Annotated in this window: 17 protein-coding genes; 4 read left to right on the top strand and 13 right to left on the bottom strand. The window is 71.1% G+C overall.

Features of this window, described 5'->3' with window-relative positions; all coding sequences use genetic code 11:
• Positions 1-120: 120 nt before the first annotated feature.
• From IE295_RS09525 to IE295_RS09535, 3 genes are all read right to left on the bottom strand, one after another.
• On the bottom strand, positions 121-1,443 hold the full coding sequence (locus tag IE295_RS09525) for an MFS transporter (protein WP_190063116.1): 1,323 nt from the start codon (positions 1,441-1,443) through the stop codon (positions 121-123).
• 185 nt (positions 1,444-1,628) lie between these two features.
• Positions 1,629-2,717 (bottom strand): branched-chain amino acid aminotransferase, encoded by a 1,089-nt coding sequence (locus IE295_RS09530; protein WP_190063117.1) that lies wholly within the window; start codon positions 2,715-2,717, stop codon positions 1,629-1,631.
• 251 nt (positions 2,718-2,968) lie between these two features.
• The gene (locus IE295_RS09535) at positions 2,969-4,024 is read right to left on the bottom strand and encodes a 3-isopropylmalate dehydrogenase (protein ID WP_190063118.1); all 1,056 of its coding nucleotides are present in this window, start codon (positions 4,022-4,024) and stop codon (positions 2,969-2,971) included.
• 129 nt (positions 4,025-4,153) lie between these two features.
• Here IE295_RS09535 and IE295_RS09540 point away from each other — a divergent pair, with 129 nt between their 5' ends.
• Positions 4,154-5,827: a purple acid phosphatase family protein gene (locus tag IE295_RS09540; RefSeq protein WP_190063119.1), complete on the top strand. Its 1,674-nt coding sequence runs from the start codon at positions 4,154-4,156 to the stop codon at positions 5,825-5,827.
• Here the strand turns inward: IE295_RS09540 and IE295_RS09545 are convergent.
• Entirely contained in the window at positions 5,821-5,964 is a 144-nt protein-coding gene (locus tag IE295_RS09545; RefSeq protein WP_190063120.1) for a hypothetical protein, read from the bottom strand. The two genes, IE295_RS09540 and IE295_RS09545, sit on opposite strands and share 7 nt — an antisense overlap.
• Positions 5,965-6,354: 390 nt before the next feature.
• Between IE295_RS09545 and IE295_RS09550 the strand changes: the two genes are divergently transcribed.
• On the top strand, positions 6,355-6,717 hold the full coding sequence (locus IE295_RS09550; protein ID WP_190063121.1) for an SH3 domain-containing protein: 363 nt from the start codon (positions 6,355-6,357) through the stop codon (positions 6,715-6,717).
• 63 nt (positions 6,718-6,780) lie between these two features.
• Here the strand turns inward: IE295_RS09550 and pruA are convergent, their stop codons facing one another.
• Together pruA and IE295_RS09560 are read right to left on the bottom strand one after the other, a co-directional pair.
• Positions 6,781-8,412, bottom strand: a complete 1,632-nt coding sequence (pruA, locus tag IE295_RS09555; RefSeq protein ID WP_190063122.1) for an L-glutamate gamma-semialdehyde dehydrogenase — start codon at positions 8,410-8,412, stop codon at positions 6,781-6,783.
• 48 nt (positions 8,413-8,460) lie between these two features.
• Entirely contained in the window at positions 8,461-9,387 is a 927-nt protein-coding gene (locus IE295_RS09560; RefSeq protein ID WP_190063453.1) for a proline dehydrogenase family protein, read from the bottom strand.
• A gap of 178 nt (positions 9,388-9,565) precedes the next feature.
• Here IE295_RS09560 and IE295_RS09565 point away from each other — a divergent pair, with 178 nt between their 5' ends.
• Positions 9,566-10,813 carry a PucR family transcriptional regulator gene (locus IE295_RS09565; RefSeq protein WP_190063123.1) on the top strand — a complete coding sequence of 416 codons (1,248 nt, stop codon included), beginning with the start codon at positions 9,566-9,568 and terminating at the stop codon, positions 10,811-10,813.
• A gap of 10 nt (positions 10,814-10,823) precedes the next feature.
• On the opposite strand, the gene IE295_RS09570 is transcribed toward IE295_RS09565, so the two are convergent.
• The 3 genes from IE295_RS09570 to IE295_RS09580 all read right to left on the bottom strand — a co-directional run bounded on the left by IE295_RS09570 (position 10,824) and on the right by IE295_RS09580 (position 13,484).
• Positions 10,824-11,018: a ferredoxin gene (locus IE295_RS09570; RefSeq protein WP_190063124.1), complete on the bottom strand. Its 195-nt coding sequence runs from the start codon at positions 11,016-11,018 to the stop codon at positions 10,824-10,826.
• Between the two features lie 20 nt (positions 11,019-11,038).
• Positions 11,039-12,280: a cytochrome P450 gene (locus IE295_RS09575; RefSeq protein WP_190063125.1), complete on the bottom strand. Its 1,242-nt coding sequence runs from the start codon at positions 12,278-12,280 to the stop codon at positions 11,039-11,041.
• 289 nt (positions 12,281-12,569) lie between these two features.
• Positions 12,570-13,484 (bottom strand): GntR family transcriptional regulator, encoded by a 915-nt coding sequence (locus IE295_RS09580; RefSeq protein ID WP_190063126.1) that lies wholly within the window; start codon positions 13,482-13,484, stop codon positions 12,570-12,572.
• Positions 13,485-13,593: 109 nt separating this feature from the next.
• Between IE295_RS09580 and IE295_RS09585 the strand changes: the two genes are divergently transcribed.
• Positions 13,594-14,403, top strand: coding sequence for an SCO4651 family lipoprotein (locus IE295_RS09585; protein ID WP_190063127.1), 810 nt, complete (start codon positions 13,594-13,596; stop codon positions 14,401-14,403).
• A 34-nt stretch (positions 14,404-14,437) separates the two neighbouring features.
• Here IE295_RS09585 and serA read toward each other — a convergent pair whose 3' ends face one another.
• From serA to IE295_RS09605, 4 genes are all read right to left on the bottom strand, one after another.
• Positions 14,438-16,042, bottom strand: coding sequence for a phosphoglycerate dehydrogenase (gene serA / locus IE295_RS09590; protein WP_190063128.1), 1,605 nt, complete (start codon positions 16,040-16,042; stop codon positions 14,438-14,440).
• A 264-nt stretch (positions 16,043-16,306) separates the two neighbouring features.
• The gene (gene ilvC / locus IE295_RS09595; protein WP_190063129.1) at positions 16,307-17,308 is read right to left on the bottom strand and encodes a ketol-acid reductoisomerase; all 1,002 of its coding nucleotides are present in this window, start codon (positions 17,306-17,308) and stop codon (positions 16,307-16,309) included.
• 102 nt (positions 17,309-17,410) lie between these two features.
• Positions 17,411-17,935: an acetolactate synthase small subunit gene (gene ilvN / locus IE295_RS09600; RefSeq protein WP_189451234.1), complete on the bottom strand. Its 525-nt coding sequence runs from the start codon at positions 17,933-17,935 to the stop codon at positions 17,411-17,413.
• Between the two features lie 32 nt (positions 17,936-17,967).
• Positions 17,968-19,869, bottom strand: coding sequence for an acetolactate synthase large subunit (locus IE295_RS09605; RefSeq protein ID WP_190063130.1), 1,902 nt, complete (start codon positions 19,867-19,869; stop codon positions 17,968-17,970).
• Positions 19,870-19,986: the final 117 nt, after the last annotated feature.

Genomic DNA, 19,986 nt, shown 5'->3' on the forward strand with positions numbered 1-19,986 from the left:
CGCTTCGTACGGGTGGTGCGAAGCGGTCACTGCGGACCGGCGCGCCTGCTGCCAATAATCGTGGCGAACGGGAGCATGAGGGCATGCTGGCACAGGTCCGGCCCCCGATGTGGGCGAGTCTCAGGATGCGGGCACCTTGTCCGCGTCCGGGCGGCCCTCGGGCGTTCCTCCGACCCGCTTCAGGTCGATGTCGCGCGTCTCGCGCATGGTGAGGTAGACGATCAGCGAGACCGCCGCACAGCCGGCCACGTACCAGTAGAAGCCCGACTCGATGCCGCCCTTCTTGAACCACAGGGCCACGTACTCCGCCGTCCCGCCGAACAGCGCGTTGGCGATCGCGTACGGCAGGGCCACGCCGAGGGACCGTACGCCCGTCGGGAACAGCTCCGCCTTCACACAGGCGTTGATCGACGTGTAGCCGGTGACCACCACCAGCGCCAGCAGCGACAGCCCGAGCGCCGGCCAGAACGACCCCGCCTGCCGGAGCATCGTCATGATCGGCACGGTGAGGAAGGTCGAGCCGACGGCGAAGGTGATCAGCAGCGGGCGGCGACCGATCCGGTCCGACAGCGCGCCGGCCAGCGGCTGCAGGCAGGCGAAGACGATCAGCGCGCAGAAGCTGACGAGCGTCGCCGTCTGCTTCGGCAGGCCCGCGGAGTTCGAGAGGTACTTGGTGAGGTAGGTGGTGTACGTGTAGTAGGCCACCGTGCCACCCATGGTCAGCGCGATCACCAGGAACGCCTCGCGCTTGTGCCGCAGCAGCGCCCGGATCGTGCCGCGCTCCGAGGCGTCGGCGTCGCTCTCCTCGTACGTCTCCGTCTCGAGCATGTTGCGGCGCAGGTAGAAGATCACGGCCGCGCCCAGGGCCCCCACGACGAATGGGATGCGCCAGCCCCAGCTGTGCAGTTCGCCGCTGGTGAGGGTGCGCTGCAGGATGATCTGGATGCCCAGGCCCAGGATCTGGCCCGCGGTCATCGACACGTACTGGAAGCTGGAGGCGAACCCGCGGCGGCCCGGCGCGGAGGCCTCGGTGAGGTACGTGGCGCTGGCCGCGTACTCGCCGCCCACCGACAGCCCCTGCAGCAGCCGGGCGACGAGCAGGACGGCGACGCCGCCGTAGCCCGCGACCGCGTACGTGGGGGCGACGGCGATCAGCACCGCGGACGCCGACATCAGGGTGACGGTCAGCGTCAGCGCCGCCTTGCGGCCGCGCCGGTCGCCGACGCGGCCCAGCAGCCAGCCGCCGACGGGCCGCATGAAGAAGCCGACGGCGAAGATGCCGGCGGTGTTCATCAGCTTCGCGGTGTCATTGCCCTCGGGGAAGAAGGATCCCGCGAAGTACGTGGCGAAGCTGGCGTAGACGAACCAGTCGAACCACTCGACCATGTTGCCGGCCGAGCCGACCCAGATCTTCTTCCAATGCTGTGACTGTCCCTGTCCCATGGTCGATCACGGTGGCGGAACAGCCGGGTTTCGGACAAGGGTGCGGACGGCAACGATCACGCGTACTTGCGTGCGTTGTGTTCACGACAAGAGGTCATGGCGACGACTCACGCCGGCCATGCATGACCGCTGCTCATGAACAGCGGTCATGCCGACGGTCGCCGGCGGTCCGGCTACGGCGGGCCTCAGCCCAGCGGGTGCATCCAGCCGTGGGTGTCCTCGGCCGCACCGGTCTGGACGTCCAGCAGCGCCTTGCGGAGCTTCATGGTCACCTCGCCGGGCTGCCCGTCCGCCTGGGTCCACTCGCCGCCCGCGGACTTCACCGAGCCGACCGGGGTGATCACCGCGGCCGTGCCGCAGGCGAAGACCTCGGTGAGGGTGCCGTTCTCGGTGTCGCGCTTCCACTGGTCGGTGGAGATCCGGCCCTCCTCGGAGGTGTAGCCGAGGTCCTTGGCGATCTTGAGCAGCGAGTCACGGGTGACGCCGGCCAGCAGCGAGCCGGTCAGCTCGGGCGTGACGATCTTGTCCCCGTACACGAAGTACAGGTTCATCCCGCCCATTTCCTCGACCCACTTGTGCTCCAGCGCGTCGAGCCACACGACCTGGTCGCAGCCCTTCTCGGCCGCCTCGGCCTGGGCGAGCAGCGAGGCCGCGTAGTTGCCGCCGGTCTTGGCGAAGCCCATGCCGCCGGGGACGGCGCGGACGTAGTTCTCGGAGAGCCAGACGGAGACGGGCTTGACGCCACCGGGGAAGTAGGCGCCCGCCGGGGAGGCAATCACGATGAAGAGGTACTCGTTGGCGGGCTTCACGCCCAGGCCGACCTCGGTCGCGATCATGAACGGGCGCAGGTAGAGGGACTCCTCGCCGCCGTGCGCGGGAACCCAGGCCTGGTCCTGGCGGACGAGGACGTCACAGGCCTCGATGAACAGCTCGACCGGCAGCTCCGGCATGGCGAGCCGGCGGGCCGACGACTGGAAGCGCAGGGCGTTGGCCTCGGGCCGGAAGGTGGCGACGGAGCCGTCGGGGCGGCGGTAGGCCTTGAGCCCCTCGAAGATCTCCTGGGCGTAGTGGAGCGTCATGTTCGCCGGGTCGATCGACAGCGGCGCGTACGGAACGAGCTGGGCGTCGTGCCAGCCGCGGCCCTCGGTCCACTTGATGGTCACCATGTGATCGGTGAAGTGGCGGCCGAAGCCGGGGCTGGCCAGGATCTTCTCCCGCTCCGCGGCGGACAGCGGGTGTGCGGAGGGCTTGAGCTCGATCGTGGGCGTCGTCATGAATGCGTGTCCTTCACCTTGGTGTGTGGCGGACCGCGCTCACTCCGTCCCGGTGTGTACGAGGACGTCCGAGCTTCGCCTCATATCGCGGCCCCACGTTCGATTATCGCTCGTGAGGGGCCCGACGGAAAATGTGTGTGCGCGGCCGGGAATCGATGGTGGCATCCGGCCGCGCGACGGCACACCCGGGGAAGGCGGCGGAAGCCGCGCTTCCCCGAGGGGTGGCGCCGGAAGACGTGCGGGCGGACGGATCAGCCGGTTACGGAGGCGGCGAGTACGCGCGATACGAGCGCGTCGCCGATCTGGTCCGTCGTGCGGAACGATCCGTCCCGCGCGGTGACGTCCTCGGCGACGGCCGTCTCGACGCGGGCCGCCTCGGCCTCGTAGCCGAGGTGGCGCAGCAGCAGCGCCACGGACAGCACGGTGGCCGTCGGGTCGGCCTTCCCGGTGCCGGCGATGTCGGGCGCGGAACCGTGGACCGGCTCGAACATCGAGGGGAAGGTGCCGTCGGGGTTGATGTTGCCCGAGGCCGCGAGGCCGATGCCGCCGGTGACGGCGGCGGCGAGGTCGGTGAGGATGTCGCCGAAGAGGTTGTCGGTGACGATCACGTCGAAGCGGCCGGGGTCGGTGACGAAGAAGATCGTCGCGGCGTCGACGTGCAGGTAGTCGGTGGTGACCTCGGGGTACTCCTGGCCCACCCGGTCGAAGATGTTCTTCCACAGGTGGCCGGCGTGGACGAGGACGTTGTTCTTGTGAACCAGCGTCAGCTTCCGGCGGGGGCGGGCCTGGGCGCGCTCGTAGGCGTCGCGGACCACGCGCTCCACGCCGTAGGCGGTGTTGACGCTGACCTCGGTGGCGACCTCGGCGGGGGTGCCGGTGCGCATCGTGCCGCCGTTGCCCACGTAGGGGCCCTCGGTGCCCTCGCGGATGACCACGAAGTCGATGTCGGGGCGGCCGGCGAGCGGGGTAGCCGTATTGGGGAACAGCTTCGCGGGGCGCAGGTTGACGTAGTGGTCGAACGCGAAGCGCAGCTTGAGCAGCAGCCCGCGCTCGAGCACGCCGGACGGCACGGAGGGGTCGCCGACCGCGCCGAGCAGGATCGCGTCGTGCTGCTTGAGGGAGTCGAGCTCGACGCCCGTCAGGGTCTCGCCGGTGGCGTGCCAGCGGCGGGCTCCGAGGTCGTACTCCCTGGTCTCGAGCTTGACGTCCGAAGGGAGTACGGAACCGAGGACCTTGAGGCCCTGGGCCACGACTTCGGGGCCGATGCCGTCACCGGGGATCACTGCGAGGCGAATGCTGCGAGACATACGGGGACCGTACTCCCTCGTCCCGATGGATGACACGTACCGTCCATATCGCGGACACGATGCCATCCGGACAGGCCACGTTCGGCCGAAGCATGTGTCCCCGCCGGGGTTTCCTGGGACCTTCCCGGCATGGACACACCACGGGTAGGAATCCCCGACCGGCTGGCGAGCCGGATGACGATGGCCGAACAGCACGAGTATCTGCGCACCAGGCTCACCCGGCGCGGAATGCTGCGCGCCGGCGCCGTCACGGCGGGCGCCGTCACGGGCACCGGCCTGCTGGGCGCCGGTACGGCAGCGTACGCCCGGACGCCGTCCCCCACCCTGGTCACCGCCCCCGCCACGGCGAGGGTCGACGGCTCGCTCGTCGCGCCCTTCGGCCGCCACCTGGCCTTCGGCGCCGACCCGCGGACGCAGATGCGGATCTCCTGGCAGGTGCCGTTCGCGGTCCGGCGCCCGCACGTGCGGGTGGGTTTGCGGCCCTGGGAGCTCGGCGAGCGGATCCCCGCCGAGGTGCGCGACCTGCACACCCCCGCCCTGACGAAGAAGCTGCCGCCCGTCGACCAGGTCTATCTGCACGTGGCCCTGGACAACCTCCGGCCCGGGCAGACCTACTACTACGGCGTCGGCCACGACGGCCACGACCCCGCCGACCCCCGCCACATCACCACCGTCGGCACCTTCACCACCGCCCCGGCGCACCCCGAGCCGTTCGTGTTCACCGCCTTCGGCGACCAGGGCGTGAGCTACCACGCCCTGGCCAACGATCAGCTGATCCTGGGTCAGAACCCGGCCTTCCACCTCCACGCCGGCGACATCTGCTACGCCGACGACAGCGGCGCGGGCAAGCCCACGGACGTCTACGACGCGCGGGTGTGGGACCAGTTCCTGGCCCAGACCGAGTCGGTGGCGGCCCGGGTGCCCTGGATGGTGACCACCGGCAACCACGACATGGAGGCGTGGTACTCCCCCAACGGCTACGGCGGGCAGAGCGCCCGCTGGGCGCTGCCGGACAACGGCTTCGACCCGCGGCACGCGCCGGGCGTCTACTCCTTCGCCTACGGCAACGTCGCCGTCGTCGCGCTGGACGCCAACGACGTCTCGTACGAGATCGCCGCCAACGCCGGCTACAGCCGCGGCCGGCAGACCGCCTGGCTCGACCGCCGGCTGCGGGAGCTGCGCGAGCTGCCGGACATCGACTTCGTGGTGGTCTTCTTCCACCACTGCGCCTTCTCCACCACGCGCGGCCACGCCTCGGACGGCGGGGTGCGCGCCGCCTGGCTGCCGCTGTTCGAGAAGCACCGGGTGGACCTCGTCATCAACGGCCACAACCACGTCTACGAGCGCACCGACGCGATGAGGGGCACGCGCGTGGGCAAGGAGGTTCCCGTCGGCGAGAGCGTGGACTCCGCCCGCGACGGCATCGTGTACGTCACCGCGGGCGGCGCGGGGAAGTCGCTGTACGACTTCCCCGCGGCCGACAGCTACGAGGGGCACGTCAGGAGTGCCGAGAGCGTCTCGAGCTACTTCTGGGCCAAGGGGCGCGTCAAGAGCCCGGAGCGGGTGGAGTGGTCGCGGGTGCGCTACACCGGCTATTCGTTCCTGGCCGTCGAGGCCGAGCCGGGGCGCCGCCCCCGGCTGAAGGTGACGGCGCTGGCGGAGAGCGGGGCGCGCATCGACCACTTCACGATCTTCGGGCCGGGACGCCGCACGGACGACCGGAATACGGACGACCGACGCACCGACGACCGGCGCATGGATGCCGCACCGGCGCGCGGACCCGTGGGAGGCGCTGCTCAGTGACCGGTCACGCCGCCGTTGTCGCGACGGTCGAGGGCGCGCTGGAGCGCAGCGGCGGCGTTCACCCGGTCGGCCTTGCGTTCGGCGCCGGCGGACGTACGGGCGGCGCGGCGGATCCTGCGGACGGCGGTGTCGGCCATGGCGGTCACGTCTCCTCGTGGTGAAGTGCGCACGGCGCACGGGGGTGCGGTGAAGTCCTGTGACGTCCCGGGAGGGTGGGGCGAACAGCCGGAGGAAGGGGCGGGGGCCGGTGTGCCGCAGGGGTCACCTGCGCTCGTCGCACGGGCCGCGACCGCGTCGCTCGATGGAGCGGGATGTTCGGCTGACGTCCACGCTAGGACAGGGGAGCCGTGAATGTCTGCAGGATTACTCGGACTTCCTACTATCTGAGACGACCGGGTGAATCCGGCCGTGACAGGGACGTGACAAACCTGCCATCGGTCCGTCTCCGGGCTCCGCCTAGGGTGATCAAGGAAGCACCGCGGTGATCACGCCGCGAACCGAAGAAATCCACACCCGGAGGCACATCCGTGCGCCGTATATCCCTCGCCCTGACCACGGCCGCCCTCATCGGCGGCACCGCCGCGCTGGCCGCCCCGGCCCAGGCCGCCGCCCCGGCCGCCGCGCCCCAGCGCGTCGCGGCCGCCGCCAAGCCCTGCAACGCCGACAACGCGGCCATCTACACCGACGGCACCCGCCTGCGCACCAAGCCGAGCGCGTCCGGCGCGGTCAAGGGCCAGCTCTACTTCGGCGACCCGATCCGGATCCTGAGCAAGTCCGGCAAGTGGGACTACGTCCAGCTCAAGGCCAAGAGCCGCGGCGGCCTGTCCAAGGGCGCCCGCGGCTACGTCGCCCACGCCAACATCATCCCGCCGTACTGCGGCGGCCTCTAGGAACGACGCCGCCCCCGGCCGGCTGGGGGGCCGGTCGGGGGCGGGGGTTCACCTGAGAGCTGATCAGCCCATGTGGGGGTAGGTGTAGTCGGTCGGCGGGACCAGGGTCTCCTTGATCGACCGGGTGGACACCCAGCGCTGCAGGTTGCTCGCGGCACCGGCCTTGTCGTTGGTGCCGGAGGCGCGGCCGCCGCCGAAGGGCTGCTGGCCGACGACGGCGCCGGTCGACTTGTCGTTGATGTAGAAGTTGCCCGCGGCGAAGCGGAGCTTCTCCATCGCGTCGGCGGCCGCGTAACGGTCGCCGGCGATGATCGAGCCGGTCAGCGCGTAGGCCGAGACGGACTCCATCTGGGCCAGCATCGCGTCGAAGTCGGCGTCCTCGTAGACGTGGACGGCCAGGATCGGGCCGAAGTACTCGGTCGTGAAGACCTCGTTCTCCGGGTCGGTGCACTCGATGACGGTCGGGCGGACGAAGTAGCCGACCGAGTCGTCGTAGCTGCCGCCCGCGACGATCGTGCAGGTCGGGTCGGCCTTGGCGCGGTCGATGGCCGCCTTGTTCTTGGCGAACGAGCGGTCGTCGATGACGGCGCCGATGAAGTTCGACAGGTCGGTGACGTCACCCATGGTGATGCCGTCGACCTCGGCCGCGAACTCCTCCTTGAAGCCGTTCTCCCAGATCGAGCGCGGGACGTAGGCGCGGGAGGAGGCCGAGCACTTCTGGCCCTGGAACTCGAAGGAGCCGCGGGTCAGCGCGGTCTTCAGGATGGCGCGGTCGGCGCTCGGGTGGGCCACGACGAAGTCCTTGCCGCCGGTCTCGCCGACCAGGCGCGGGTAGGACTTGTACGTCTCGATGTTGTTGCCGACCGTCTTCCACAGGTACTGGAAGGTCTTGGTCGAGCCGGTGAAGTGGATGCCGGCCAGCTCGGGGTGGTTCAGGGCCACCTCGGAGACGGCGATGCCGTCACCGGTCACCAGGTTGATGACGCCCTTGGGCAGGCCCGCCTCCTCCAGCAGCTGCATGAGCAGCACGGCGGAGTGGGTCTGGGTGGGGGACGGCTTCCAGACGACCACGTTGCCCATGAGGGCGGGGGCGGTCGGCAGGTTGCCGGCGATGGCGGTGAAGTTGAAGGGCGTGATCGCGTAGACGAAGCCCTCGAGCGGGCGGTGGTCGCTGCGGTTCCACACGCCGGCGGAGTTGGCGACCGGCTGCTCGGCCAGGATCTGGCGCGCGAAGTGCACGTTGAAGCGCCAGAAGTCGACGAGCTCGCAGGGCGTGTCGATCTCGGCCTGCTGGGCGGTCTTGGACTGGCCCAGCATGGTGGAGGCGGCCAGCGTCTCTCGCCAGGGGCCGGCCAGCAGCTCGGCGGCGCGCAGGATGATCGCGGCGCGGTCGTCGAAGGACATCGCGCGCCAGGCCGGGGCGGCGGCGAGCGCGGCGTCGATCGCGTCCTGGGCGTCAGCCTGCGTGGCGTTGTTGAAGGTGCCGAGGACGGCGGCGTGGTTGTGCGGCTGGACGACCTTGAACGGCTCGCCCCCGCCCATCCGCTTCTCGCCGTTGATGGTCATCGGCAGGTCGATCGGGTTGGCCGCCAGCTCCTTGAGCTTGGCCTCGAGACGGGCGCGCTCGGGGGAGCCGGGGGCGTAGCTGTGCACCGGCTCGTTGACCGGCGCGGGGACCTGGGTCACGGCGTCCATGGGTTCCGTGTCTCCTTCGGGGCTTTCGAGGGTGGTCGGGAGGGGGGCTCAGCCCTTGGTGAGGATGGAGCGGGCGAAGAACAGCAGGTTCGCGGGCTTCTCGGCCAGGCGGCGCATGAAGTAGCCGTACCAGTCGGTGCCGTACGCCGTGTAGACGCGCATCCGGTGGCCCTCGGCCGCCAGCCGGACGTGCTCGTCGCTGCGGATGCCGTACAGCATCTGGAACTCGTACTCGTCCAGTTTGCGCCCTGCCTGCCGGGCAAGGTCCTGGGTGATCGCGATCAGACGCGGGTCATGCGATCCGATCATCGGATAGCCCAGGCCGCCCATGAGGATCTTGACGATCCGGACGAACGCCTTGTCGATCTCGGCCTTGTCCTGGTACGCGACGGAGGCGGGCTCCTTGTACGCACCCTTCACGATACGCACCCGGCTACCGGCGGCGGCGAGGCGGCGGGCGTCCTCCTCGGTGCGGAAGAGGTAGGCCTGGATGACGCAGCCGGTCTGCGGGAAGTCCTTCCGCAGCTCCTCGTGGATGGCGAACATCGAGTCGAGGGTGGTGTGGTCCTCGGCGTCCAGGGTGACCGTGGTGCCGATGGCGGCGGCGGCCTCGACGACGGGACGGACGTTGGCGAGCGCCAGCTCGTGGCCGCCCTCCAGGGCCTGGCCGAACATGGAGAGCTTGACCGACATCTCGGCCCGCTCGCCCAGACCCAGCTCCTTCAGGCGCCCGATCAGCTCGAGGTAGGCGTCGCGGGCGGCGTAGGACTGCTCGACCGTGGTGATGTCCTCGCCCACGACGTCCAGGGTGACCTCGAGGCCCTTGGCGGCCGAGTCCTCCACGATCGGAATGACCTGGTCGACCGTCTCACCGGCGATGAAGCGGTCGACGACCTGCTTGGTGCCCGGTGCGGCCGACACGAAGCGGCGCATTTTGTCGCTGCGCGACGCGGCGAGAATCACGGGACCCAGCACGGGCACCTCCACGGTGACGGCCGCTCCCACCTGGGGAGACGGCATAAGTAACTCAACGTGAAACGTAGAGTTCACGCCACCTCGCGGGCCATCGACAGCTGTCACGCATCGGTGGCCGGGATCTCAGACAAATGTATGACAATGAAGAGCGGTGAATACGAAGGGAGTGCGGAGCGGCATGCGTGGCGAGTACCAGCAGCTGGTGGACGAGATCTCGGCGGCCCTCGGCGCTCCCGCAACCCTGGAGGACCGGGACTTCGGGCTGATCGCGTTCGGCGCCCACGGGGGTGACGACGACCTCGAGATGATGATGGACCCCGTCCGGACGCGCTCGATCCTGCAGCGCCGGTCGACGGCGGCGGTACGGGCGTGGTTCGAGGCCTTCGGCATCGCGCGGGCGCAGGCGCCGCTGCGGATCCCGCCGGACCCGGCGGCCGGCGTCTTCAAGGGCCGCATCTGCCTGCCCGTGCGGCACCGGGGCGTGGTGCACGGCTATGTGTGGCTGCTGGACGACGGGCACCTGGCGGGGCTGGACCTGAAGACGCCGTTCGCCGACCCCCGGCTCGCCCAGGCCATGGAGACCGCCGCGCGCATCGGCGCCCTGCTGGCGGCCGAGGCCCGGGCCGGGGCGGAGCTGGGCGAGCTGCTGCGGGACCTGCTGACGGCCCGGCCGGCCGGCCGGGAGGCGGCGCGCGGCGCGCTGCGGGAGGCGCTGGGGAACGCGGCGGACGGGCCGCTGGCCGTGGTCGCCGTCGCACCGTGGCGCACGGCCGCGGACGGCGACGGGGACGACCAGGCGGGCCCGGACGGTACGGGCTCGGCGCTGGCCGCCCAGTCCGGGGTCGCGGCGATGTGCGCGGTGCCGGGCGTGCTCCCCGACGGGTCGGCGGCCCTGGCCGCCCTCATCCGGCTGCGGGCCACCACCTCGCCCGCCCCGGCCCAGGCGGCCGCCGACCGGCTGCTGCGCTCGCCCCGCGCGGGGCGGGGCGACGGCGGGGCGGCGACGGCCGCGGCCGGGATCGGCACGCCCCGGCGGGGGCTGGCCGAGCTGCCGGACGCCTGGGCGGAGGGCCTGGCCGCCGCGCGGGCGGCGGTGGCGGACCGGAAGCTGGGGCCGGTGGCCGAGTGGACGGCGATCGGCCCGTACCGGGTGCTGACCGGCCTGCCGGAGGAGCGCGCGGCCGACCGGGCCGTGCTGCCGCTGCTGGAGCCGGCCCACACCGAGCTGGCCCGGACGGCGGAGGTGTACCTCGACTGCGCGGGCCAGGCGGGCCGCACGGCGGCGGCGCTCGGCATCCACCGGCAGACGCTCTACTACCGGCTGGGCCGGGTGGAGCAGCTCACCGGCCTCGACCTGGACGACGGCGAGGACCGTCTGCTGCTCCACATGACGCTCAAGGCGGCGCGCCTGCGCCTCCGCCCGTAGGACCCCTCCGTCAGCCCTCGGCGAGCGTGATCGCCTGGACGGGACAGCCGCGCGCCGCCTCCTTCACCAGCGGATCGCCCGCGCCGTCCTCCTTGCCGGGAAGGACGCTGCCGTAGCCGTCGTCGTCCTGGGTGAAGACCTTGGGTGCGGTGAGGGCGCACATGCCGGATCCGATGCAGGAGTCGGAATCGATGGTGACGCGCATGATCGTGCTCCGTTCTTCGGTCACCAGGTGACCGGGAGGGCGTAGAGACCTTGCAGGGTGGTGCCGGGTTTGATGACGCCGCCCGGGCCCACGACCAACTCGTCGGGTTCCAGGGCCGGGCGCAGCGTCGGGATGCGGGTGAGGAGGGTGGTGAGGGCGATCTCCATTTCCGCCCGGGCCAGGTTCTGGCCCAGACACTGGTGGACCCCGTAGCCGAAGGCCACGTGGTGGCGGGCGACGCGCCGGACGTCGAGGGCGTCGGGGTGGTCGTAGACGGCGGGGTCGCGGTTGACGACGGAGACGGCCAGGACGACGCCGTCGCCCGCGCGGATGGTGTGGCAGGCGAGCTCGATGTCCTCGAGGGCGACGCGCACCAGCCCGTCGGCGATGGACAGGAAGCGCAGCAGTTCCTCGACGGCGCCCGTCATCAGAGCGGGGTCGGCGCGCAACGCGGCGAGCTGGTCGGGGTGTTCGAGAAGGGTGTACGTACCGAGGGAGATCATGTTGGCGGTGGTCTCGTGGCCGGCGACAAGCAGTATGAAGGCCATCATCACGAGTTCGTCGCGGTCGAGCCGGCCTTCGGCGAGTCGTTCGGCGACGAGCTCGTCGAGCAGTCCGTCGTCGGCGGCGGCCGTGCCGCGCTCCTTGGCGTCGACGAGCCGGTGGAGGTAGTCGACCAGGTCTTCCCTCGGCGGCCGGGCCTCGTCGGCGCTCTGGGCGGTGAGCAGCGCGCGGGAGCGGCCTTCGAAGAAGTCGTGGTCGGCGTAGGGGACTCCCAGCAGCCGGCAGATGACCATGGACGGCACGGGGAGGGCGAAGGCGGGGACGAGGTCGGCGCCGGGCCCCTGTTCGAGCATGGCGTCGATGAGGCCGTCCACGACGGCCTGGATCGCCGGGCGCATGGCGCTGATGCGCTTGAGGCCGAATGCCGGGATGAGCATGCGGCGCTGCCGGGCGTGCTCGGGGTCGTCGACGCCCACGAGCGGGAACTCGAGGCTGGCCTGCTCCGCGACGCGCGGCACGAAGACGGGGAAGGAAGGATTCTTCCGGTCGGAGGAGAGGCGGGGGTCCGCCAGCAGGGCGCGGGCCTCGGCGTGCCCGGTGACGGCCCAGACCTCCCGGCCGTCGTAGAGGGTCATCCGCCCCACCGGCCCGCGTGCGGCCAGTTCGGGGTACTGGGCGGGCGGGCGGTACGGACAGGTGCGGTCCTGGGGGAATGCGGGGGCGGAGGGGGTGGTGGAGGGGGTGTCGGTCACGGCCATGTGAACCTCCCGGACGGACTGGTGTCCTTGGGCAACCAGTACAGCGAATTCATCCCGCTTACGTCCAGTACGCCCCCTCAAGTCGCCGCCGCACAACCGAATTAGGCGCCGCCCTCCCGGCCGGGCGCCGTCAGCACCGTACCCGCGAGGATCCGGAGCATGCCCTCGACGATTTCCTTCCCGCTCGGCACGGCCGACGGGTCGACGAGCCACTGCGCCCACAAGGCCGATGAAGAGCGAGTGGTAGACGGACCCGGCGGTCCCCGTCCCGTCCGGCACTGACCCCGCGTCACCGCGATTCGCGCCCGCGCCCCTCCGGGCGGGGGCGCGCCCCCGCTCCCGCCCGGGCCACGACCGGCTCCAGGCCGTCGAGCAGCCGGGCCAGCCCGAACGCGAACATCGCGTCGAGGCCCGGCCCGCCGCCGGCGTGGTCGAGGACGCGGCCGCCCTCCGCCGCGTCCTCCAGGTTCACGGCGAGACCGCGCACGAAGGAGGACCAGGTGACCGCGATGTACGTCAATTCACCCGACCCGAGGCCCAGTTCCCGCAGCGGCTCCATCGCCCACCGCGCAAGGGCGTCGGCCCGCGCCGACGGCAGCGGCCGGACCGGCGACATCACCTTGGCGAGCCAGGGGTGGCGGCAGTAGAGCGCCCACTGCGACCCCGCGGCCGCCTCCAGCCGTCCGCGCCAGTCCGCCGGAGCGCGCGCCGGGAGCTCGGCCTCGCCGAGGACGGCGTCGGCCATCAGCACGACCAGCTCGTCCTTGCCGGGTACATGCCGGTACAGCGCCACGGTGGAGACGCCGAGTTCGGCGGCGAGGGCGCGCATGGACAGCGCGGCCGAGCCGTACGCGTCGGCGATGGCGACGGCCGTGCGCACCACGCGCTCCCGCGAGAGAGCGGGCTCTCCCGTACGCTGCCGGGCGCGCCGGCGCGCCGTGCGGGCGGCCGGCTCCGGGCGGAGGACCGCGCCGGGCGCGCGGACGACCGTACCGACCCCGGGCACCGCCCGCACCAGCCCCTCCTGCCGCAGGACCGCGAGCACCTTGGCGGCGGTGGCCGTCGCCACGCCCCACTCCTGGGCGATCCGCCGCGTGGACGGCACCTTCTCCCCCGCCCGCACCTCTCCGGAGGCGATGCGCTCACGGAGCTCGGCGGCGATCCGGCGGTAGGGCGGATCCGTTGGCTGTCCGCGTGCGCCCATGACGGAAGAGTACGGCCGGGCGGGACGCATGGCCCCGGTCATAAAACAGGATGAGCGACCCGGTACGTTCGGTGACGACCCATCACCTACGGCGAAGGGCGGAAGAGCCATGAAGGCGATCCGCAGTTGTGTCACCGCGGCCGCGGGGGCCGCTCTCGTATGCGGGCTCACGGCCTGCGGCGGTACGGGCGAGGGCGGCACGCCCACCCCGCACGCCGCGCTGAAGGCCGCGGCGCTGAAGACCACGCAGCAGAACTCGTACCGCACGAAGCGCTGGACGAAGGGCGACGGGAAGGAGCCCAGCTCCCGCGAGGAGCTCGCCTTCCAGCGGAAGCCCGAGCTCGACGAGAAGAAGCACTGGAGACCCGGGTCCGCCGAGGCGAGCCGGACCTTACGCACCCCGGACGCCGACTACATCAAGAAGCCCGGCGCCCAGGGCGGCAAGTGGGTGAAGATGGACAACGACCTGGGACCCGTCCCGCGGCGCCCCGTCGACCCGGAGATCAAGAAGCGGTCCGAGGGCTATCTGCCGAACATGATCGGATCCCTCGCGACGGCCAAGAACCTCGAGAAGGCCGGCGAGGAGACCGTGAACGGGCGACCCACCACCCACTTCAAGGGCACGGTCGTGCCCCTGGAGATGGAGGAGTACAAGGGCGACGTCATGAACGGGGCCGTGCGCGACCACTTCGCGAGCGAGCGCAAGATCGCCCACCATGTGAAGGCCGAGATCGACCTGTGGATCGGCGAGGACGACCTCGTCGTCAAGGCCCAGGAGGTCGCCCGCACCTCCCAGGGCGAGATCCGCACGGTCGAGGAGTACTCGGACTACGGCGTCGACCCGAGGATCACGATCCCCCGGGGCGACGACGTCGTCTCCTTCGACCGGGTGAAGCCCGAGTCCGCCGGCAAGAACTGAGGGCCGGCGGACTTCGCGACGATCGCGGCGGCCGTCAGTCCGTGAGGTTCACCGCACGGGCCGAGGCCGCGCCGATCTCCTCGGCGATCTCGGTGAGCACCGGCGCCGGGACGGACTCGTCGACGGTCAGGGCCACCAGCGCCTCGCCGCCCTCGAGGGTGCGGGAGACCTGCATGCCCGCGATGTTGATGCCGGCCTCGCCGAGGATGCGGCCCAGCGTGCCGACGACGCCGGGGCGGTCGGCGTAGCGGAAGAAGGCCATGTGGTCGGCGAGCGCCAGGTCCACGTCGTGGTCGCCGACCGCGACGATCTTCTGCAGGTTCTTGGGGCCGGCCAGGGTGCCGGAGACGGAGACCTCGGCGCCGCCGGAGAGCGTGCCGCGCACGATCACGACGTTGCGGTGGTCGGGGGACTCCGAGCCCGTGGTGAGGCGGACCTCGACGCCGCGCTCCTGCGCGAACAGCGGGGCGTTCACGTACGACACGGTCTCGTCGACCACGTCCTCGAACACGCCCTTGAGCGCGGAGAGTTCGAGCACCTTCACGTCGTGCTGGGTGAGCTCGCCGTAGACCTCGACGTCGAGCCGGACCGCGACCTCGCCCGCGAGCGCGGTGAAGATCCGGCCGAGCTTCTCCGCCAGCGGCAGCGCGGGCTTGACGTCCTCGGCGATCACGCCGCCCTGGACGTTGACCGCGTCCGGCACCAGCTCGCCCGCCAGCGCCAGCCGTACGGACTTGGCGACCGCGATGCCCGCCTTCTCCTGGGCCTCGCCCGTGGAGGCGCCCAGGTGCGGGGTGGCGACCACGTTGTCGAACTCGAACAGCGGGGAGTCCGTGCACGGCTCGGAGGCGTAGACGTCCAGGCCGGCGCCCGCGACGCGGCCCTCCTTCAGCGCGCTGGCCAGGGCCGCCTCGTCCACGATGCCGCCGCGGGCGGCGTTGACGATGCGCACCGAGGGCTTGACCTTGCGCAGCGCCTCGTCGCCGATCAGGCCGAGCGTCTCGGGGGTCTTGGGCAGGTGGACGGTGATGAAGTCCGCGGCCTCGAGCAGCTCGTCGAGCGTGACCAGCTTGACGCCCATCTGCGCGGCCCGGGCGGGCTGCACGTAGGGGTCGTAGGCGACGACCTTCATGCCGAACGCCGCCATGCGCTGGGCGACCAGCACGCCGATCCGGCCCAGGCCCACCACGCCGAGCGTCTTCTCGGACAGCTCGACGCCCGTGTACTTCGACCGCTTCCACTCGCCGTTCTTCAGGGCGGAGTTGGCCTGCGGGATGTTGCGGGCGGTGGCGATCAGCAGGCCGCAGGCGAGCTCGGCGGCGGTGACGATGTTGGAGGTGGGGGCGTTGACGACCATGACGCCGGCCTTGGTGGCGGCGGAGACGTCGACGTTGTCCAGGCCCACGCCCGCGCGGGCGACGACCCGCAGCCGCTTGGCGGCGGCGATGGCCTCGGCGTCGATCCGGGTGGCCGAGCGGACCAGGATCGCGTCGGCGTCGGCGACGGCGGGCAGCAGCTCGGCCCGGTCGGCGCCGTTGCAGTGCCGGATGTCGAAGTCCGGGCCCAGGGCGTCGACGGTGGCGGGCGAGAGCTCTTCGGCGATGAGTACGACGGGTTTGCGAGACGAAGCAGTGCTCACGTGGTCTCAGTCCTCACTAGTCCTTCGCGGACGGCCGTCCCGACGGCCGAAGGCGGTGAAGGGGGCAGCCGCGTGGAAGACGCACGACGCTGTGAGCCTGACGCGTTGTGCTCCGCAGTGTATCGGTGCACGCGGCCGCGGCCCGTGCCGATGCCCAAACGTCACCCTGGGGTGGCCGGACTCGGCGGACCCCGGCGGACAAAGCGGAACGGCACCGGGCCGGGGCCGCCGCCCCCTGCCCGGTGCCGACGCCCGCGGTGCCGGTTACTCCTTGTCGTCCACCCAGCTCATCAGCTTGCGCAGCTTCTTGCCGGTGGTCTCCAGGAGGTGGTCCTCGTCGGCCTTCTTGTACTCGTTGTACTGGGGCAGGCCGGCCTGGTACTCCTTCATCCAGTTGTTGGCGAAGGTGCCGTCCTGGATCTCGCCCAGGACCTTCTTCATCTCGGCCTTGGTGGCGTCGTTGACGATGCGGGGGCCGGTGACGTAGTCGCCCCACTCGGCGGTCTCGGAGACCGACCAGCGCATCTTCTCCAGGCCGCCCTCGTACATCAGGTCCACGATCAGCTTCAGCTCGTGGAGGCACTCGAAGTACGCGATCTCCGGCTGGTAGCCCGCCTCGACCAGGGTCTCGAAGCCCGCCTTGACCAGCGCGGACGCGCCGCCGCACAGCACGGCCTGCTCGCCGAAGAGGTCGGTCTCGGTCTCCTCGGTGAAGGTGGTCTTGATGACGCCGGCGCGGGTGCCGCCGATCGCCTTGGCGTACGAGAGCGCCAGCGCGAAGCCGGAGCCGGAGGCGTCCTGCTCGACGGCCACGATGCACGGGACGCCGCGGCCCTCCTCGTACTGGCGGCGCACCAGGTGGCCCGGGCCCTTGGGGGCGACCATGCAGACGTCCACGCCGGCCGGGGGCTTGATGAAGCCGAAGCGGATGTTGAAGCCGTGGCCGAAGAACAGGGCGTCGCCGTCCTTGAGGTTGTCCTTGACGGACTCCTCGTAGACCTTGGCCTGGATGGGGTCCGGGACCAGGATCATGATGACGTCGGCCTCGGCCGCGGCCTCGGCGGGGGTGACCACGCGCAGGCCCTGCTCCTCGGCCTTCTGCTTCGACTTGGAGCCCTCGTGCAGGCCCACGCGGACGTCGACGCCCGAGTCGCGCAGCGACAGCGCGTGGGCGTGGCCCTGGCTGCCGTAACCGAGGACCGCGACCTTGCGGCCCTGGATGATGGACAGGTCGGCGTCGTTGTCGTAGAAGAGCTCGGCAGCCACGTGGAATATCTCCTTGTTTCCGGTGTGTCCGGTGGTACGCCCCACCGTATGACGGGTGGGCAGGGGAAGGTGTTCGGGGATCGGGGTGCGGCGGACGGCCGGTCAGGCCGAGCGGTCCAGCGCGCGCAGCGAGCGGTCGGTGATCGAGCGGGCGCCTCGTCCTATGGCGATCGTGCCGGACTGGACCAGCTCCTTGATGCCGAACGGCTCCAGCATCTTGAGCATCGCGCCGAGCTTGTCGCTGCCGCCGGTGGCCTCGATGGTGACGGCCTCCGGGGAGACGTCGACGGTCTTGGCGCGGAAGAGCTGGACGATCTCGACGATCTGGGAGCGGGTCTCGTTGTCGGCGCGGACCTTCACCAGGACGAGTTCGCGCTGGATGGCCGCGCTGTCCTCCAGCTCGACGATCTTCAGCACGTTGACGAGCTTGTTGAGCTGCTTGGTGACCTGTTCCAGGGGCAGCGACTCGACGTTGACGACGATCGTGATCCGGGAGATGTCGGGGTGCTCGGTCACCCCGACGGCCAGCGAGTCGATGTTGAAGCCCCGGCGGGAGAACAGCGCTGCGACCCTGGCGAGGATGCCGGGGGTGTTCTCCACCAGGACGGAGAGCGTGTGCTTGGTCATGATCGGTCTCTCGGCTTTCTCGTCGCGGCGGGTCAGTCGTCGTCGATGCCGTCGAAGTCCGGCCGGACGCCGCGCGCCGCCAGGATCTCGTCGTTGGAGGTGCCGGCGGCGACCATCGGCCAGACCATGGCGTCCTGGTGGACGATGAAGTCGACCACGACCGGGCGGTCGTTGATGGCGTTGGCCTGCTCGATCACGGAGTCGAGCTCGGCGGGGGACTCGCAGCGCAGCCCCACGCAGCCCATGGCCTCGGCGAGCTTGACGAAGTCGGGCACCCGGGTCCCGGCGCAGGGCTCCTGGCCGGGGCCGGTGGCGGTGCCCCCGTTGGAGACGCCGTCACCGGTGTGCAGCACGGTGTTGGAGTAGCGCTGGTTGTAGAAGAGGGTCTGCCACTGGCGGACCATGCCCAGGGCGCCGTTGTTGATGATGGCGACCTTGACGGGGATGTTGTTCAGCGCGCAGGTGACCAGTTCCTGATTGGTCATCTGGAAGCAGCCGTCGCCGTCGATGGCCCAGACCGTACGGTCCGGCATGCCGGCCTTGGCGCCCATCGCGGCGGGCACCGCGTAGCCCATCGTCCCGGCGCCGCCGGAGTTGAGCCAGGTGCGCGGCTGCTCGTAGTCGATGAAGTGGGCGGCCCACATCTGGTGCTGGCCGACGCCCGCGGTGTAGATGGTGTTCGCGGGGGCGAGCTGCCCGATGCGCTGGATGACCTGCTGCGGGGAGAGGCTGCCGTCCTCGGGCTGGTCGTAGCCGAGCGGGTAGGTCTGGCGCCAGCGGTCGAGGTCGGTCCACCAGTCGGCGTACCGGCCGCGGGCGGCCTCGCCCGCACGGCCCTCGGCCTGCTCCGCCTGGACGGCGACGATCAGGTCGGCGATGACCTCGCGGGCGTCGCCCACGATCGGCACGTCGGCGACGCGGTTCTTGCCGATCTCCGCCGGGTCGATGTCCGCGTGGACGATCTTGGCGTAGGGGGCGAAGGAATCCAGCTTGCCGGTGACGCGGTCGTCGAAGCGCGCGCCGAGGGCGACGATCAGGTCGGCCTTCTGCAGCGCGGTGACCGCGGCGACCGAGCCGTGCATGCCGGGCATGCCCAGGTGCTGGGGGTGGGTGTCGGGCAGCGAGCCCAGCGCCATCAGGGTGGCGGTGACCGGGGCGCCGGTCAGCTCGGCGAAGACCTTCAGCTCGGCGGTGGCCTTGGCCTTCATCACGCCGCCGCCGACGTAGAGCACCGGGCGCTCGGCCTGGGCGATCAGCTTGGCGGCCTCGCGGATCTGCTTGGCGTGCGGCTTGGTGACGGGCCGGTAGCCGGGCAGGTCGGTGTGCGGCGGCCAGACGAACGTCGTCCGGGCCTGCAGGGCGTCCTTGGCGATGTCGACCAGCACCGGGCCGGGGCGGCCGGTGGAGGCGACGTGGAAGGCCTCGGCGATCGTCCGCGGGATCTCGGCGGGGTCGGTGACCAGCCAGTTGTGCTTGGTGATCGGCATGGTGATGCCGCAGATGTCCGCCTCCTGGAAGGCGTCCGTACCGATCGACTTCGAGGAGACCTGCCCGGTGATCGCGACCAGCGGGACGGAGTCCATGTGGGCGTCGGCGATCGGGGTGACGAGGTTGGTGGCGCCCGGGCCGGAGGTGGCCATGCAGACGCCGACCCGGCCGGTCGCCTGGGCGTAGCCGGTGGCCGCGTGGCCGGCGCCCTGCTCGTGGCGGACGAGGACGTGGCGGACCTTCGAGGAGTCCATCATCGGGTCGTAGGCGGGGAGGATCGCGCCGCCGGGGATGCCGAAGACGATGTCGGCACCCACCTCCTCGAGCGAGCGGATGAGGGACTGCGCACCCGTGACGTGCTCGACGGTGGCGGGCTGCTGCTGGTGCGCCGCGCCGCTGCGGGGCCGCGGCTGCGGATGGTGGGCCCCGGTGGCCTGCTCTGTCATCGACATTCTCTTCTCGAAGGCTTCGGATTCGACGGTTCGGCAGAAGGTTCGGCAAACAAAAAACCCCTCGTGCCGTAAGGCAAGCGAGGGGAGCGCGTCGGTGTGGTCAGCAGGGCT

This window comes from Streptomyces griseocarneus, assembly GCF_014655595.1.
Taxonomy (GTDB): Bacteria; Actinomycetota; Actinomycetes; order Streptomycetales; family Streptomycetaceae; genus Streptomyces; species Streptomyces griseocarneus.